We start from the raw sequence: 16,476 nt of genomic DNA, 5'->3' as shown, positions 1-16,476 counted from the left end.
CAACTAGTTGCACAATGACTGAGGGCAAGGCCACATCAGGTGCGGGAAGCCGCGAGGGGCCGGGCGGGTGGGGCAGGCGCGTGGACCCGGCGGGTGGGACCTCAGGCTCTGGTGCCGATCACCACGTGGGCGTGTTCCTCCTCCGCGACGGCCGTGCGGGCGGTGAGGCCGGAGCGGCGGAAGGTGTCGAGGGCGAGCGGTGCCTGGCGGCGGCTGGTCTCGACGAGGAGGCAGCCGCCGGGGGCGAGCCAGTCGGGGGCCTCGGCGACGACCCTGCGCAGGACGTCGAGGCCGTCCGTGCCGCCGTCGAGGGCGACCAGGGGCTCGTGGTCGCGGGCCTCGCTCGGCAGGAGCGGGACCTCGCCGGTGGGGACGTAGGGGACGTTCGCCGCGAGGATGTCGATCCGGCCCCGCAGTCGGTCGGGGAGCGCGGTGTAGAGGTCGCCCACGTGGGCGTGGCCGTCGTAGGGCGCGAGGTTGCGCCGGGCGCAGCGGACCGCCACCGGGTCGATGTCGGCGGCGTGCAGTTCGGCGCCGTCGAGCGACGCGGCCAGGGCGGCGCCCACCGCGCCGGAGCCGCAGCAGAGGTCGACGACGACACGGGCGCGGGGGGCGATGGCGAGGGCCTGCTCGACGAGGAACTCGGTGCGGCGGCGGGGGACGAAGACGCCGGGTTCCACCGTGATGCGCAGGCCGGCGAACTCCGCCCAGCCGAGGACGAGTTCGAGGGGCAGGCCCGCGACGCGCCGGTCGACCATGGCGGCGGCCTCGTCCGGGGTGCGGGAGGTCGAGAGGATCAACTCCGCCTCGTCCTCGGCGAAGACGCAACCGGCGGCGCGCAGTGCCGTGACGACGGAGGTGGGGGAGAGAAGTGGCATGACAGCCGAGGAGCCTTTCGGTGGGCCGAAGGGCGCTCCGCGGTGACCTATCGGCGACGCACCGCGCCGCGTCGAGGGGAGAGCACCCGACCTGCTACAGCGGTAATGGGTCTCACCTCCCGGGTCCACGTGCTGACTGGCCCGGCAACCCTACCCCATGGTCACGACCGACCGGTGGGGGTCCGAGCGGCTCCGTCGGGCCCTTTGGAGGCACGGCGTTCGACGCCGAACGCCCGCCCCACGCACGGCCGACAGCCCGGCCACCGTCTCCGCCATCGCCTCGGCTTCCGCATCGACCACCGCCTCGGCCGCACAGCCGACCGACCCGTCACCGCACGCCGTACGACGTTCCCATGGACGACCGCCCGACCCGGCGTCCGGGCCTTGGGCGACGATGCCGCTCGCCAGGTCGGGGAGCCCGACCCGCACCGGCGTGCCCGTATCCGAACCACCCGGCCCGGCGGGCGACGCCCCCCGCACCGCTCCCCGCTACACGCCCACCGGCTCCTCCCCCGCCCCGGCCACCGCCGGCACCCGGGCCGCCATGAAGCGGGTGGTGCGGCGGAGGCGGAAGCCGAGGGATTCGTAGAGCCGGATGGCCGTCGTGTTGGTGGCGGCCGTGTGGAGGAAGGGGGTCTCGCCGCGCTCCCGGATGCCGTGGGCCACGGCGAGGACGAGCCGGGTGGCGAGGCCCGCGCCCCGGAAGGCCGGGTCGGTGCAGACCGCACTGATCTCGGTCCAGCCCGGCGGGTGCAGCCGCTCACCGGCCATGGCGACCAGCGCGCCGCCCCGGCGGATGCCGAGGTACGTGCCGAGTTCGATCGTGCGGGGCAGGAAGGGGCCCGGCTGGGTGCGTTCGACCAGGTCCAGCATCTCGGGTACGTCGGCCGGGCCGAGCCGTACGGCCTCCTCGTCCGGGGCGGCCGCGACGCCGTCGTCCACGAGCTGCACACCCTCCAGGTCGAAGGTCACCTCCCAGTCGGCCGGGAAGCCCCCGCTGTAGGCCGGGACCGGGACCTCGGCACCGGGGCCGGCCAGCGCCGCGAGGTCGGCCCAGTCGTCGGCGTCCGGCTCGTCGGGGAGACCCAGCCACGGTGAGACGTCCAGCGGATAGCGCAGCACCCGGCCGCACCGCTCGGCGAAGTGGGCGTGCGGCCCGGTGAGCGAGGCGCGGGCGGGGTTGTCGAGGACGTGCGGCACGGTGTCCGTGCCCTTGCCGCCGCCCGTCGCGTACTCGGTCATGCGCTCTCCCACTCCACTCTGCGCCACTCTGTTCAACTCCGCTGCCATCAGGCCCGGCCGCCCGACCGCCAGGCCCGCCCGTGCGGGCCGACCGCCCGGCCACGCGCCCGTACAGCCCGTACAGCCCGTACGCGCGCCAAGTCCGGACGGCCCGCTGCCGTCGGAACCAGCCGGCTCGCTCGTCCTGCCACTGGCGGCAAGGAAGATCGTCGCGGCCCTATTCCCGGCGCTGTGCAGAGTTCACGCGGCCGCAATGATCGCCACCCGCCCCGGGGCCGGGGCATGCCTCGGCGGCACGTACGGTTGTATGACTCAGCAACCACCGCCGTCACGTTGGACCCCCATGAACGTCACCCGAGGCTTCACCGGACGCCCCCGCGTCCACCACCCAGGACTGCCACCCGGCCAGTACGACGCCGGCGACGACTGGCCCGTCCTGTCGGCCGAGGTCACCCCCGACCTCGCGCCCGCCGACTGGACGTTCCGGATCGACGGTCTGGTGGCGGAGCCCCGGACCTGGGACTGGGACGAGGCGCACGCACTGCCCGCCTCGGTGTACGAGGGCGACATCCACTGCGTGACGAGCTGGTCGAAGTTCGGGGTGCGCTTCGGGGGCGTCTCGCTGGACGCGTTCTGGGACGTGGTCCGGCCCGCCACGTCCGCCACGCACGTGGTCGCGTACTCGCACAGCGGTTACACCACGAACCTCCCGCTCGCCGACCTCACCGGCGAACGTGCCTGGATCGCGTGGGAGTACGACGGCAAGCCGCTGCCCGCCGAGCACGGCGGTCCGGCGCGGCTGCTGGTGCCGCACCTGTACTTCTGGAAGAGCGCCAAGTGGATCGCGGGCCTGCGGCTCCTCGACCACGACGAGCCCGGCTTCTGGGAGCAGAACGGGTACCACGCGCGGGGCAACCCGTGGGAGGAACAGCGGTACTCCGGTGACTGAGACGACAGCGGTGACAGAGCCGACCGCACCGACCGAGACGACAGCGGCGCATCCGCCCTTCTCGCCGCCCACCCGGTTCGCCGTGCCCGGCCGTATCGCCGTGAGCAACCGGGAGGCCGCCCGGTGGCAGACGGCCACCCTGACGGAGATCCGACGGGAGACGCCCGCCGTGTCCACGTTCCGGTTCGCGGTGCCCGGGTGGGCGGGACATCTGCCGGGGCAGCACCTGATGCTGCGGCTGACCGCCGGTGACGGTTACACGGCGCAGCGCCACTACTCGCTGGCGTCCCCGCCGGACGACACGGGGCACATCGAGCTGACCCTGGACCACGTCGAGGGCGGTGAGGTCTCCGGTTGGTTCCACACCGAGGCCCGGCCGGGCGACGTGGTGGAGGTGCGCGGCCCGCTCAGCGGTTTCTTCGCCTGGCCCGGGGACCGGCCCGCGCTGCTGATCGGGGCCGGTTCCGGTGTCGTACCGCTGATGTCGATGCTCCGCCACCACCGCGGGCGGGCGCTCGACGTGCCCCTGCGGCTGCTGGTGTCCGCGCGCGGACCGGAGGAGCTGATCTACGCGGCGGAGTACGGCGCGGAGACCACGGCCGTGTTCACCCGGCGGGCACCCAAGGGCGTGCCGGTGGGGCGGCTGTCGGCGTCGCAGGTGGCGCCGGTGCTGGCCGAGCGGCCACCGGGCGGGTGGGAGGCGTACGTGTGCGGCTCCAACGCGTTCGCCGAGCACGCCTCTCGGCTGCTGGTGGCGGCGGGACAGCCGGTGGACCGCATCCGCATCGAGCGGTTCGGCTGACCCTCACGCGTCCCGGACGGCCGGGCCGGGCAGTCCGGCCGGAGCGTCCGACGCCGCACACCCCGCGGATCCGGCCTTTCCACCATGATTCATGGCGCAAACCATGCCATCCCGGCCTCTTTCGGGTACACCGGAAGTGCGGACCAGTCCTAACCGGGGTTCTCGTATCTGAGGGCCGTGCCGGTGAGGGAGGGCGAGATGCGAGGCCAGGTCTTCGGGTGGCGTTGGCGCGCCAACCCGCTGCGGCGACGCTCGGACGTCGTCGAGGCGTGGACGGTGCTGTGCGTCGTGCTGCTGCTCGTCCTCGGCGCCCCGGCCCTCGGGGTCGTGGTGGGCCGGTGGGCCCACGGGGACGCGCGGGCACACGCCGCCGCCGAGCGCGCCACGCTGGACCGGGTCAGCGCCGTGGTCGTCGAGCGGGCGCCGGCCTCCGTGCCATCGGCGCACGGCGACAGGCAGCCCAAGTACTGGGTGGGGGCGCGCTGGACCGAACCCGACGGCGGCTCCCGCACCGGTGAGGCCCGGGTGTCGGCGGGCACCGAGCGCGGAGACCGCGCCGACGTGTGGCTGGACGAGGCCGGGCGCAGCGTCCACCCGCCGCCGACCGACACCGCCGTCTGGCAGCACGCGCTGGCCATGGGGACCTTTGCCACGGGCGGCGCCGTCGCCGTGGTGCTGCTGGGACACCTCGTGGTCCGCCGGATCGCCATTCGGCACCGGCTCGCCGAATGGGAGCGGGAGTGGGCGCGGACGGGGCCCGACTGGGGACACCGCTGGGCCTGAAACAGGACAAGAACAATTCTCAGCTCATAGCTGCGCGATGCATGTCGGCCACCCCGGAAAATCCACAATATCCACTCCTCCGACGCAGTTGATACTTCAATTGCCTTGCTGCCATACTCCGCTTTCTCCCCCCAGGCATAAGGCAGCGAAGAGGGTGCATTGTGTCCAACCATGAGGCACGGTACGGCAGTTCGGCCCCGCCTCCCCCCGCACGGACAAGCCGACAGCCCATCCACTCCCATCCTGAATTTCGTTCAATTAGCTCGTCATTTCACAGATTCGGGATAACGGCGACCGCATTGTCCGTCGGTGCATTCCTGTCGTACGTCCTCCTGTCGAGTTTCGCGCCAGGAGTCATGAATCAGCGATTGACCGGACATCTGACGCTCGGGCTGACCCTGGGCCTCGCGCAGTTCGCCGTCATGGGCCTGACCGCGTTCCTGTACCTCCGGCACATGCGCGAGAACATCGACCCGGTCGTCCGGCGGCTCCGTGCCCAGATGGAGGAGCACGAGGCCGAGCAGCGGCAGGTTCGGGCCGAACGGCGGTTCGGCGCATGGTGACCTTCTCCGCGAGCGTGGCCGACGCGTTCAGCCTGCGGCTGACGTTCGTGCTGTTCCTGACCGTCGTCGTGATCACCCTGTTCACCGCCCTGCTGACGGCGCCGCAGCGGGACGAGATCGGCGAGTTCTACCTCGGCAACCGTGACATGTCGCCCCTGCGCAACGGCCTCGCCATGTGCGGTGACTACCTCTCGGCCGCGACCCTGCTCGGCAGCACCGGCCTCGTCGCCCTCACCGGGTACGACGGTCTGCTCTACCTCGGCGGCACGGTCGTCGCCTGGATGATGGTGCTGCTGCTCATCGCCGAACCCCTGCGCAACGCGGGGAAGTTCACCCTCGGCGACGCCCTGGCCCGGCGGCTCCCGTTGCGGCAGCGGCAGGTCCGGCTGGCGCTCGCCGTCTGCACGCTCTCCGTGTGCACCCTGTACCTCGTGGCCCAACTGGTCGGCAGCATCGCGCTGATGACACAGTTCGTCGGCGAACCCGGCCCGACCACGCGCACGATGATCGTGATCATCATCGGCTCCATCGTCACCATCTACGCGGCCATCGGAGGGATGCCCGGCGCGACGTTCATCCAGGTGGTCAAGGCCGTGATGCTGGTCGCCGGGGTCACGGTGGTCGCGTTCCTGGTGTTGAACCGCTTCGACTGGAACATCGACGGCCTCCTGGCGTCCGCCACCGCGGGCAGCGGACTGGGCGACCAGTACCTGCAGCCCGGTCTGCGCTACGGGGCGGGCCCGATCAGCAAGATCGACTTCTTCAGTCTCCAACTGGCCATCGTGCTCGGGCTCGCCGCGCTCCCCCACGTCATGATGCGGCTGTTCGCACCGCGCCGGACCAGGGTGCTGCGCGCCTCGGTGGTGTGGGCGGTGGGACTGGTCGGGTTCGTGTGCCTGATGGCCGGCGTGCTGGGCCTCGGCGCCACGGCCGTCGTCGGCCGGGAGGCCATCGCCGACATCGACCACAAGGGCGACGCGGCCGTCCTGCTCCTCTCCCACGAACTGGGCGGTGAGGTGCTCACGGCGATCGTCTCGGCCCTGGCCTTCGTCACCCTGCTCGCGGTCGCCGCCGGTCTCATGCTCGCCGCGGCCTCGTCCGTCGCCCACGACCTGTACGGCGAGGTGATCCGCAAGGGCAGGGCCAAGGAGACGCAGGAGCTGACCGTGGCCCGGATCGCCGCGGTGATCCTGGGGGCCCTGAGCATGCTGTTCGCCCTCCTCGCCTGGGGCACCAACACCGCCACGCTCGCGTTCCTGGCCTTCGCGATCGCCGCGTCCGCCATCCTGCCGACCCTCGTCTACAGCCTGTTCTGGCGGGGGTTCACGGCGCGTGGCGCCCTGCTCAGCCTGTATGGCGGTCTGGCCACCTCGGTACTGCTGGTGCTGTTCTCGCCGGTGGTCTCCTCCACCCCCGGGTCGGTCTATCCGCAGGCCGACTTCGCGTGGTTCCCACTGCAGAACCCCGGCATCGTGTCGATCCCCGCGGGCTTCCTGCTGGGATGGCTCGGCTCCCGTCTCGGGGCCCGGGAGCGGGAGACCGTCTACGCGGACTTCGAGGTCCAAGCCCTGGTCGGCCGACCGGAGGTGAGCACCGGCGCCGGTACCGGCCACAGGTGAACCGTGGGGCGTCGCACCCCCGGAAGAGCCCCTTGGCGGGCCGCGGCGCCCCACGTACCGTGTGATCATCCGCGCCCCAGAACCCAGAAGGTGGTCCTTCATGGCCCTGTTCGACCTGCCGCTGGACGAGCTCCATGGTTATCGAAGCGCTTCGACGGAGCCCGAGGACTTCGACGCCTTCTGGGCGAAGACGCTCCAGGAGGCCCGCGCGCACGACCTGGACGCCCGTTTCGAGCCGGTCGAGACCCACCTGAGGACGGTCGAGGTCCACGACGTCACCTACTCCGGATTCGGCGGCCACCCGGTCAAGGGCTGGCTGGTCCTCCCGGCCGGGGCGACCGAACCACTGCCCACCGTCGTGGAGTTCATCGGCTACGGCGGCGGTCGCGGCCTCTCCCACACCCATCTCCTGTGGGCCTCGGCGGGCTACGCGCACTTCGTCATGGACACCCGGGGCCAGGGCAGCGCCTGGGGCGGGGGCGGCGACACCCCCGACCCGGTGGCGGGCGCGCCCGCCTTCCCCGGCTTCATGACCCGGGGCATCGACGCCCCCGAGAACTACTACTACCGCCGGGTCTACACCGACGCCGTACGCGCGGTGGAGGCCGCCCGCGCGCATCCGCGGACCGACGCCGCGCGCACCGCCGTGACCGGTTCCAGCCAGGGCGGCGGTATCGCCATCGCGGTCGGCGGACTCGTTCCCGACCTGGTGGCGGTCGCGCCCGACGTGCCGTTCCTGTGCGACTTCCCGCGCTCCACGACGATCACCGACCGGGATCCGTACCGCGAGATCGGCAAGTACCTCAAGACCCACCGCGGCCGCACGGAGCAGGTCGGGCGCACGCTCGCCTACTTCGACGCGGTGCACTTCGCCGCGCGCGGCCGGGCCGCCGCGCTGTTCTCGGCGGCCCTGGAGGACCAGACCTGCCCGCCGTCCACGGTCTTCGCGGCCTTCAACGCGTGGGCCGAGGCCGACAAGCGCATCGAGGTCTACGACTTCAACGACCACGAGGGCGGCGGCCCGTTCCAGGAGGCGGTCAAGCTGCGCTGGCTGGCCGCACAGATCTGAGGGGGACCTGATGGACACGGCCGAGGCCGCGGAGCGGTTCGTCGGGGTGTGGCAGCGGGCGTGGGCGGCCCATGACGTCGACGCGATCCTGGAGTTGTACGCGCGGGACTGCGTGCACCGCTCCATGCCCTTCCGGGAGCCGCACCGGGGCCACGACGAACTCGCCGAGTACCTGCGCTGGTCGTTCACCGACGAGTGGGTGGTGGACGTGCGGTTCTCGGAGCCGATGGTCGGCCCGGACGGCGTGGCCGTGGCCGAGTTCCGGGTGCTGTCCGAGTTCAACGAGGACCCGCAGACCCTCGCGGGCTGTGTCTTCGTCCGGTTCGACGCGTCCGGCCTGGCGGTGGAGTCCCGGGACTACTGGCATCTGATCCCGGTCCACACGGAGCCCGCCCGGCCGATGTTCCTGCTCGGGCGGCCGGAGGGGCCGGAGCGGTAGCCGTGGTTCCGTCGCACTCCTTCCCTCCTGTCCGACCAGTCGGTACGTTCAGGGGGCCGGCGACGTCCGTCCCGGCGCACGGCCGTGGACGACGGAGGGGCCATGTCTCAGTCCCAGGTGCGGGGTCACTGCGAGGCACGGTTCGAGGCCGTGCGCAGCGCGTTCGAGGAGAACTTCGCCGAGCGCGACGAGCTCGGGGCGGCGGTCACGGTGACACTGCACGGGGAGACCGTGGTGGATCTGTGGGGCGGCTGGGCCGACGCGGCGCGGACCCGTCCCTGGGAGCGGGACACCGTGGTCAACGTCTGGTCGACGACCAAGGGCCCGACCGCCCTGTGCGCGCACATCCTCGCCGACCGGGGTCTGCTCGACCTGGACGCCCCGGTGGCCGCGTACTGGCCGGAGTTCGCGGCGGCCGGCAAGGAGGGCGTTCTCGTCCGGCATCTGCTGTCGCACCGCTCGGGGCTCGCGGGGCCGCGTGAGCCCCTGTCGTTCGAGCAGCTCCTGGACTGGGAGCTGACCGTCAAGCGTCTCGCCGCGCAGGAGCCGTGGTGGGAGCCGGGCACGGTGTCCGGGTATCACGCCATGACGTTCGGCTTCCTCGTCGGCGAGGTGGTCCGGCGGGTGTCGGGGCTGCTGCCGGGCGCGTTCCTGGCGCGGGAGGTGACCGGTCCGCTCGGTGTCGACTTCACTGTCGGACTGCCGGAGGCGCAGGCGTCCCGCGCGGCCGAGCTGGTGCATCCGCCGGCCGCGACGACCAGTGAACAAGCGGCGGTCTTCGCCCAGTTGACACCCACCGCGCTGGCCGCGCTCGCCAACCCGCTGGTCGGCGCGGCCGAGGCCAACACCGCCGAGTGGCGGGCCGCCGAGGTGCCGGCCGCCAACGGCCACGGCACCGCGCGGGCGGTGGCCGCGTTGTACGGGATCCTCGCGCTGCGCGGCACCTGGGGCGGCCGGGAGGTGCTGTCCGCGCAGGCGGCCGAGCGGGTCCGTGAGGGACAGGGAGCCTGCCGCGACCTGGTGCTCGGCGCCGGGTTCGGCCGGGACACGGAGATCGGGCTGGGGCTGTGGCTGAGCGGCCCGCACGGCTCGTACGGGCCGAATCCCAGGGCCTTCGGCCACGACGGCTACGGCGGCTCCTGCGGTCTCGCCGACCCGGAGGCCGGTGTCTCCCTCGGCTACGTCATGAACCGGATGGGTCCGCACATCGCCGACGACCCGCGCAAGATGGCGCTCGTCGACGCGCTCTACAGCGCGCTGTGACCCACGGGGCGGCCCGCCCCGCGTTCGTGAGGGGCCGGCCGCCCCGGCACGGAGAGTCTCGCGTCAGTGCACGCTCAGGCGATTCCCGCACCTCGACCGGTGCCGGCATCGCCCCCGAGCGAACTGCGGTCCATCGCCGCTCCCGCGGCGAACAGCGGTCCTTCGACGCCGATTTCTCGACTTCTCAGGAGCTGACACACGCATACGCAGACATCACCGCCCTCTCGTCCTGGGCGTCGTCGTCACAGGCGGGGTGCTCACCGCCACGGTCGTCCCGTCGGCCGCCGCCCCCTCGCCCGACCGGACGTCGCCGAAGCCCACCGTCGTCCTGGTGCACGGCGCGTTCGCGGACGCCTCCGGCTGGTCCGGCGTCGCCTCACGGCTGAAGAAGGCCGGTTATCCGGTCGTCGCCCCGGCCGACCCGCTGGGGGGCCTGCGATCGGACGCCGCGTACCTCTCCTGGCTCCTCGACACGGTCGACGGTCCCAAGATCGTCGTCGGGCACTCCTACGGCGGCGCCGTCATCACCGAGGCCGCCGCGTCCGTGCCCGAGGTGAAGGCGCTGGTGTACTTGGCTGCCTTCATGCCCGACAAGGGCGAGGCGCTCGGCGAACTGGCGGCCCGCTTCCCGGGCTCCGAGCTCAACCCGGCGCTGGAGGCGCTTCCGGACGGGGCCGGCCACCATGACGTGGCCATCAAGCCGGACAAGTTCCACGACGTGTTCGCGGCCGACCTCCCGCGTTCCACGACCTCGGTGTCGGCGGTGTCCCAACGCCCGGTCAGCGTGGCGGCGTTCGGGTCCTCCGCGCAGGCCGCGGCGTGGCCCACGATTCCCTCCTGGTTCCTGGTGGCCACCCAGGACAAGACCATCTCCCCCGCGCTGGAACGCTTCCAGGCGAAGCGGGCGGGCTCGCACACGATCGAGGTCGACTCCTCGCACGTGGCGATGATGTCGCACCCGGACATGGTGACCGCACTGATCAAGTCGGCGGCGAAGTCGACTCGTTGAGGCTTGGCCGACGGCTTCGCGTCAGCCCTTGCGGGTGGCCACCACCATGCGGCAGCGGGGGCTGCCGTCGGGCCGTCGGCCGAACTCGGGAAGCGCGAACAACTCCACCTCGAAGCCGACGCGTTCCAGCTCGCTCCGTACGAGACCGAGCCGGAACGGCCGGTAGTACATGACGAACGGCGGCCGCCAGACCGCGTTGCGCACCCGCATCGCGGTATCGAAGCCGAGGGCCGCCCAGTACCAGGGGGAGCGTGGCGGGGCGGGCGCCGGCAGCGGGAACGCGAAGCGCCCGCCCGGCCTGAGGACGGAGTGGACCTCGGAGAACAGGCGCGGCAGCTCCTCCGGCAGGAAGTGCCCGAACGCGCCGAAACTGACCGCCAGGTCGAAGGCCGAGGTGAAGGGCAGGGCGAGGGCGTCTCCGCGCACCCAGGAGAGGCCGGGGCCTTCGCCCGCGGCCAAGGCGCCCCCGGGGCCCGACCGGCTGCCGGAGGACTCCCCGGGACCCGGGAAGCGGGTGACCGGGGAGCGGGTGGTGCCGGAGCCCACCCGCTCCCTGCCCACCGCCAGCATCCCGGCGCTGATGTCCACGCCGGTGACGCTCTTCCGGCAGACCTCGCGCAGCACCTCCATCCCGGCCCCGGTGCCGCAGCAGAGGTCGAGGCCGTCCTCGAACGGGCCCATCGACGACAGGGCCGCCTCGACCGCCTCCAGGACGGAGTCCGGGGTACGGAACGGGGTGTGATCGAACTTGGGCGCGAGCAGGTCGTAGCCGTGTTCGACGGAGGAGAGCGCCTGAACGGCGAGTTCGCGGAGGCTGGGGCCTTGCGGGGTGAACATCACCTCAGCTTAGGCCCTGGCTCGGGGCAGCGCCGGGCGCGGACTCTCGCCTAGGGTCCGGGGCATGACTTCGTTCCGTCCCGCCCCGACCTGGCTGGCCGACGCCGTCTTCTACCAGATCTATCCGCAGTCCTTCGCCGACTCCGACGGGGACGGCATCGGGGATCTCGCCGGGATCACCGACCGTCTCGACCATCTGTCCTGGCTGGGCGTCGACACCGTCTGGCTGAACCCCTGTTTCGTCTCGCCGTTCCGTGACGCCGGGTACGACGTCGCGGACTATCTGAACGTCGCCCCGCGTTACGGGTCCAACGACGACCTGGCGAGGCTCGTCGACGCGGCGGGCCGCCGGGGCATCCGGATCCTGCTGGATCTCGTCGCCGGGCACACGTCGATCGACCACCCGTGGTTCCGGGCCTCCGCGAACGACCCGGACGACCACCGCTACATCTGGACGGCACAAGGCAGGCCCGAGGGCTTCGTCGCCTCCCCCGGCACCCGGCCGGGGTCGTACCTGCCGAACTTCTTCGACTCCCAGCCCGCCCTCAACTTCGGCTACGCGCGCGGCAATCCGGCCGAGCCGTGGCGGCTGCCGGTCGACGCCGACGGGCCGCGCGCCAACCGCGAGGCCCTCCGTACGATCATGGACCACTGGCTGGGCCTCGGTCTCTCCGGCTTCCGCGTCGACATGGCCGCCTCACTCGTGAAGGACGATCCGGACCGGGCCGAGACCGCCCGGGTCTGGACCGAACTGCGGCACTGGCTGGACACCGCGCACCCGGACGCCGTGCTGCTCGCCGAGTGGGGCGAGCCGGAGGTGTCGATCCCGGCCGGTTTCCACGCCGACTTCTTCCTCCACTTCGGCGGCCCCACCGACGGTCTCGCCCTGCGCTCGCTGTGGAACAACAGCGCGGGCACGGTCCACGAGAACTGGGACCCCCTCGACTGTTTCTTCGACGCGAGCGGTGGAGGTTCACCGGGCCCGTTCGTGGATGCCTGGCGGCAGGCGACATCGGCCGTCGGCGACACGGGCTTCATCTCCCTGCCCAGCGCCAACCACGACTTCTCCCGGCTCAACTGCGGCCCCCGTACGCCCGAACAGCTGCCCGCGGCCTTCGCCTTCCAGCTGACCTGGCCGACGCTCCCGGCGATCTACTACGGCGACGAGATCGGCATGCGCTACCTTCCGGGCCTGCCCGACAAGGAGGGCAGCGTCCTCGGCCCCGGCTACAACCGCGCGGGTTCCCGCACCCCCATGCAGTGGGACGACACCCCGAACGCGGGTTTCTCCACCGCCCCCGCCGACCGCCTCTACCTCCCCCTCGACCCCTCCCCCGACCGCCCGACCGTCGCCGCCCAGCGCGCCGACACCGCCTCGCTCCTCCACCTCGTCCGCCGCCTGATCGCCCTGCGCCGCCGAACCCCCGAACTGGGCTCCGGCGGCTCGGTGGAGGTGCTGCACACCGGCAGTCCGTTCGTGTACGTCCGGGGCGGGCGCTGTCTGGTGGTGGTCAACCCCCGTCGGAGCACGGCCGTTTGGTCGTACGAGCACGCCGTCCGCGGCGCCCTGGAGGGGCGGGGCGTGGAGATCGCGGACGGCACGATCACCGCACAGGGCTTCGGATACGGGATCTTCGAGCTCGACGGCTAGCCGGCGCGGGCACTCGCCGGCTCGGCACATCTACGGCGCGGGCGAGCCGGCCTTCTTCGGCTCCTCGCCGTACGCCGTCAGGAAACGGTCGCGGAAGGTGTCCATGCGCCAGACCGGGGCGTCGTCGCCGGGCCGCAGGCCGTCGGACCAGCCCCAGTCGGCGATCCGGTCGAGGACCTTCGGGTCGTGGGCCACGACGGTGACCGGTACGTCGTGGCTCGCGCCGTTGCCGCTGACGCTCGCCATGGGCTGGTGGTCGCCGAGGAAGACCAGGACGGTGTTCTCGTCGCCGTACTTCTCCACGTACCGCAGGAGGCTGTGCAGCGAGTACTGGACGGACTTGCCGTACTCCTCCTTCACCTTGACGGGGTCGGTGAAGACGTCGGCGGGGTCCTTGCCGGCCTTCTCGATGTCCCGGTAGACGGAGCCGTCGCCGACCTCGTCCCAGCCGACCATCTTCGGCAGCGGTGCCCAGGGCTGGTGACTGGAGGTCAGGATGATCTCCGACATCAGCGGCTTGTCGCCCTTCTTTGCGGCCTCCAGGCGCTCGAAGGCGGTGAGGGCGTACTGGTCGGGCATGGTCGACCAGCTGAACTTCGGCCCCTGGTAGCCGAGATCACGGGAGTCGTAGACCTTGTCGAGGCCGTAGAAGTCGCCCTCCGGCCAGTTCTTCTGCACGCCGGGCACGATGCCGACCGTCCGCCAGGCGCCGCTCTTGTGGAACGCGCCGGGGAGGGTGAGGCGTTCGCCGGCGGTGACCGTGCGGTAGCGGCTCTGGTTGTCGATCCACAGGCCCGTCAGGAACGTGGAGTGGCCGAGCCAGCTGCTGCCGCCGTACGTCGCGGAGGTCAACCAGCCGCTCCTCGCGGCGAACCCGGCCTCGGTCAGGGCCTTGTCCTCCTCGTCGAGGGCCGCGGTCACGCCCGGTGCGATGGCCGGGTCCTCCAGGGCCGCGCGGCCGTAGCTCTCGATGAAGGTGATCATGACGTCCTTGCCGCGCAGCCCGGTCAGCAGCCGGTCGGCGGGCACATCGGCGAACTTGTCCTTCTTGGCCTCCTTGGCGAACGCGGCCTCGTCCCGCAGGGTCTCCCGCACCCGGTCCAGGCGGTCCTGCACGAAACCGATGGTGTTCCTGGAGGCGACCGCCGTGTTCTGGATCGGCGTCAGGCCGAGCGCGGCGCAGGTGATCCACACGGTCCCGGCGACGATGGTGCCCCGGGTCGCCCGGTCCCGGTCGCGGACCAGGACGGCGACGAGCCGCACGACCGCCAGCGCCATGACGGCGAACAGCAGCAGCACCAGGACCACGAGACCGGCCACGGCGGCCGTCGCGCCCGTCGGGCCGAGTGTGTCCTGGACGTACGACTCGGCGTCGTCCAGCAGGCCCCAGTCGAGGACGACGTTGAAGCCCCGGCCGAGGAACTGGTTGAAGCCGATGTCGAGTGCCTTCACGACCACCAGCGCGGCCAGGCCGAGCCCGATGACGACCGCCGCGACCAGCCTCGGCCGCCGGGGCAGCACCAGCATCAGGGCGGCGGCGAGGATCGGCTCCACGGGGAGCCGCAGGAACTGCCGTGCCTCGAAGTACTCGGCCTTGCCGGGCATCAGCAGCGCGAAGAGGACCAGGGCGGCGGCCAGTCCCGTGACGCCCCACGACACGCTCCGCGCCGCGACCGGGTACTTCGTCCGGAACGCCGTCCGGTAGCCGCGCCATCGGCGGACGGGGTCGACGGTCTTCGGCGGTGTGTCCTCGGTCGAGGGCTTGCTCGTCTCGTCCGTGTCGGGTGGGGGGCTGGAGCGCGTGAAGAGCGACACGCGACGTTCCTTCCGTGCGAAGACCGCTGGCGGTGCCCCCATCTGTACGGGGGCTCCGCCAGATCAGTTCAACGACCACGGGTAAGCCATCGGTAAGGAACTCTCCACAGCCGGCCACCGATGGTGGTACAGTCAAAACGGCACGTGTGTATCGCCCCTTCTCGGGCGCCGTTGCCACTCCCTCTCGGATCCCGTGGATCCCGAGATCTCTCTCACCGCACCGCCCGTCGATTCCCGACCGGCCGTCGGCTTCACCGCAACCACCCGCGACGCACGGGCCGCTTCTCGCGACGCGGCCGTGCACGGCTCGACCTCACTCCGGGTGTGTGCCTTCCCCTCCCCTCCCAAGCGTTTTCCCCATGTCCTCGAAAGGACCTCCCTTCATGACCACCACCACACTCGAACGCACTTCCAGCGAACCTCGGACGCCGGTCCGGGTCACCGGCGTCCTGGAGACCACGCAGGGCGGGCAGGGGCAGCTGCGCGTCGACGGCTGCCTGCCGACCCCCTCCGACCCACAGGTCCCCGCGCCACTCATCCGCCGGTACGGCCTGCGCAAGGGCGACACCGTCGAGGGCCTGCGCGACGGCCGACGCGCCCTCACCGAGGTCGAGCGGATCAACGGCCGTACGCCCCAAGAGCTGCGCGCCCGCCCGCACTTCCGCGACCTCACCCCACTGCACCCCCGCGAGCGGCTGCGGCTCGAACACCCGGCGAGCGGTCTGACGGGCCGTCTGGTCGACCTCGTCGCGCCCGTCGGCAAGGGGCAGCGCGGGCTGATCGTGGCCCCGCCCAAGACCGGCAAGACCGTCCTGCTGCAGCAGGTGGCCGCCGCGATCGCCGCCAACCACCCCGAGGCCCGCCTGATGGTGGTGCTGCTCGACGAACGGCCCGAGGAGGTGACCGACATGCGGCGCTCCGTACGGGGCGAGGTGTACGCCTCGACGTTCGACCGGTCCCCCAAGGAGCACATCGCGCTCGCCGAACTCGTCGTGGAGCGCGCCAAGCGGCTCGTCGAGCAGGGCGAGGACGTGGTGATCCTCCTGGACTCCCTGACCCGGCTGTGCCGGGCCCACAACAACGCGGCCGCGTCCGGCGGCCGCACCCTCAGCGGCGGAGTGGACGCCGCCGCCCTGCACGGCCCCAAGCGGCTCTTCGGCGCCGCTCGGCTGACCGAGGAGGCCGGCTCCCTCACCATCCTGGCCACCGCCCTGGTGGAGACCGGGTCCCGCGCCGACGGCTTCTTCTTCGAGGAGCTCAAGGGCACCGGCAACATGGAACTCCGCCTGGACCGCGCCCTCGCCGACCGGCGGGTCTTCCCCGCCGTCGACATCACCCCCTCCGGCACCCGCCGCGAGGAACTCCTCCTGACAGCGGGCGAGTTGGCGGCCGTACGCGGTCTGCGGCAGGCCCTGCGGTCACGCGAGGGGCAGACGAACCTGGAGACGCTGCTGGAGCGGATGCGCGCCACACCGGACAACGCCGCCTTCCTGCGGCAGGTGCGGCCCACGCTGCCGGCGGCATGACATGCGGCATCCGGGTGCTCGATCCGTGCGC

Annotated in this window: 15 protein-coding genes; 11 read left to right on the top strand and 4 right to left on the bottom strand. The window is 72.1% G+C overall.

What is annotated here, in order from left to right; genetic code table 11:
- Positions 1-101: 101 nt before the first annotated feature.
- Positions 102-878 carry a putative protein N(5)-glutamine methyltransferase gene (locus ACZ9QC_RS39845; RefSeq protein ID WP_472917568.1) on the bottom strand — a complete coding sequence of 259 codons (777 nt, stop codon included), beginning with the start codon at positions 876-878 and terminating at the stop codon, positions 102-104.
- A 489-nt stretch (positions 879-1,367) separates the two neighbouring features.
- Positions 1,368-2,120 (bottom strand): GNAT family N-acetyltransferase, encoded by a 753-nt coding sequence (locus ACZ9QC_RS39840; protein ID WP_472917567.1) that lies wholly within the window; start codon positions 2,118-2,120, stop codon positions 1,368-1,370.
- Between the two features lie 343 nt (positions 2,121-2,463).
- Between ACZ9QC_RS39840 and ACZ9QC_RS39835 the strand changes: the two genes are divergently transcribed.
- From ACZ9QC_RS39835 to ACZ9QC_RS39795, 9 genes are all read left to right on the top strand, one after another.
- A complete protein-coding gene (locus ACZ9QC_RS39835) occupies positions 2,464-3,069 on the top strand; it encodes a sulfite oxidase-like oxidoreductase (RefSeq protein ID WP_472917566.1) in 606 nt (201 codons plus the stop codon).
- Between the two features lie 10 nt (positions 3,070-3,079).
- On the top strand, positions 3,080-3,871 hold the full coding sequence (locus tag ACZ9QC_RS39830) for a ferredoxin reductase (RefSeq protein WP_472921944.1): 792 nt from the start codon (positions 3,080-3,082) through the stop codon (positions 3,869-3,871).
- Positions 3,872-4,069: 198 nt separating this feature from the next.
- A complete protein-coding gene (locus ACZ9QC_RS39825) occupies positions 4,070-4,654 on the top strand; it encodes an Rv1733c family protein (protein WP_472917565.1) in 585 nt (194 codons plus the stop codon).
- 161 nt (positions 4,655-4,815) lie between these two features.
- Positions 4,816-5,217, top strand: a complete 402-nt coding sequence (locus ACZ9QC_RS39820; RefSeq protein ID WP_472917564.1) for a DUF485 domain-containing protein — start codon at positions 4,816-4,818, stop codon at positions 5,215-5,217.
- The gene (locus ACZ9QC_RS39815) at positions 5,211-6,836 is read left to right on the top strand and encodes a solute symporter family protein (protein WP_472917563.1); all 1,626 of its coding nucleotides are present in this window, start codon (positions 5,211-5,213) and stop codon (positions 6,834-6,836) included. The genes ACZ9QC_RS39820 and ACZ9QC_RS39815 overlap by 7 nt, the downstream gene beginning before the upstream one ends.
- A 100-nt stretch (positions 6,837-6,936) precedes the next feature.
- Complete coding sequence (locus tag ACZ9QC_RS39810) at positions 6,937-7,905, top strand: acetylxylan esterase (RefSeq protein ID WP_472917562.1); 969 nt, start codon at positions 6,937-6,939, stop codon at positions 7,903-7,905.
- A 10-nt stretch (positions 7,906-7,915) separates the two neighbouring features.
- Positions 7,916-8,344, top strand: a complete 429-nt coding sequence (locus tag ACZ9QC_RS39805) for a nuclear transport factor 2 family protein (RefSeq protein ID WP_472917561.1) — start codon at positions 7,916-7,918, stop codon at positions 8,342-8,344.
- Between the two features lie 102 nt (positions 8,345-8,446).
- On the top strand, positions 8,447-9,607 hold the full coding sequence (locus ACZ9QC_RS39800) for a serine hydrolase domain-containing protein (protein ID WP_472917560.1): 1,161 nt from the start codon (positions 8,447-8,449) through the stop codon (positions 9,605-9,607).
- Positions 9,608-9,860: 253 nt separating this feature from the next.
- Complete coding sequence (locus ACZ9QC_RS39795; RefSeq protein ID WP_472917559.1) at positions 9,861-10,616, top strand: alpha/beta fold hydrolase; 756 nt, start codon at positions 9,861-9,863, stop codon at positions 10,614-10,616.
- A 21-nt stretch (positions 10,617-10,637) separates the two neighbouring features.
- Here ACZ9QC_RS39795 and ACZ9QC_RS39790 read toward each other — a convergent pair whose 3' ends face one another.
- On the bottom strand, positions 10,638-11,453 hold the full coding sequence (locus ACZ9QC_RS39790) for a class I SAM-dependent methyltransferase (RefSeq protein ID WP_472917558.1): 816 nt from the start codon (positions 11,451-11,453) through the stop codon (positions 10,638-10,640).
- A 64-nt stretch (positions 11,454-11,517) separates the two neighbouring features.
- Here ACZ9QC_RS39790 and ACZ9QC_RS39785 point away from each other — a divergent pair, with 64 nt between their 5' ends.
- Positions 11,518-13,104, top strand: coding sequence for an alpha-amylase family glycosyl hydrolase (locus ACZ9QC_RS39785; RefSeq protein ID WP_472917557.1), 1,587 nt, complete (start codon positions 11,518-11,520; stop codon positions 13,102-13,104).
- Positions 13,105-13,134: 30 nt separating this feature from the next.
- On the opposite strand, the gene ACZ9QC_RS39780 is transcribed toward ACZ9QC_RS39785, so the two are convergent.
- Positions 13,135-14,919: an alkaline phosphatase family protein gene (locus ACZ9QC_RS39780; protein WP_472917556.1), complete on the bottom strand. Its 1,785-nt coding sequence runs from the start codon at positions 14,917-14,919 to the stop codon at positions 13,135-13,137.
- A gap of 383 nt (positions 14,920-15,302) precedes the next feature.
- Between ACZ9QC_RS39780 and rho the strand changes: the two genes are divergently transcribed.
- Entirely contained in the window at positions 15,303-16,445 is a 1,143-nt protein-coding gene (rho, locus tag ACZ9QC_RS39775) for a transcription termination factor Rho (protein WP_472917555.1), read from the top strand.
- Positions 16,446-16,476: the final 31 nt, after the last annotated feature.

The organism is Streptomyces sp. HUAS MS02, assembly GCF_055702265.1.
The sequence above is the reverse complement of the archived record's forward strand: the minus strand, read 5'-3'. Positions and strand labels throughout refer to the sequence as shown.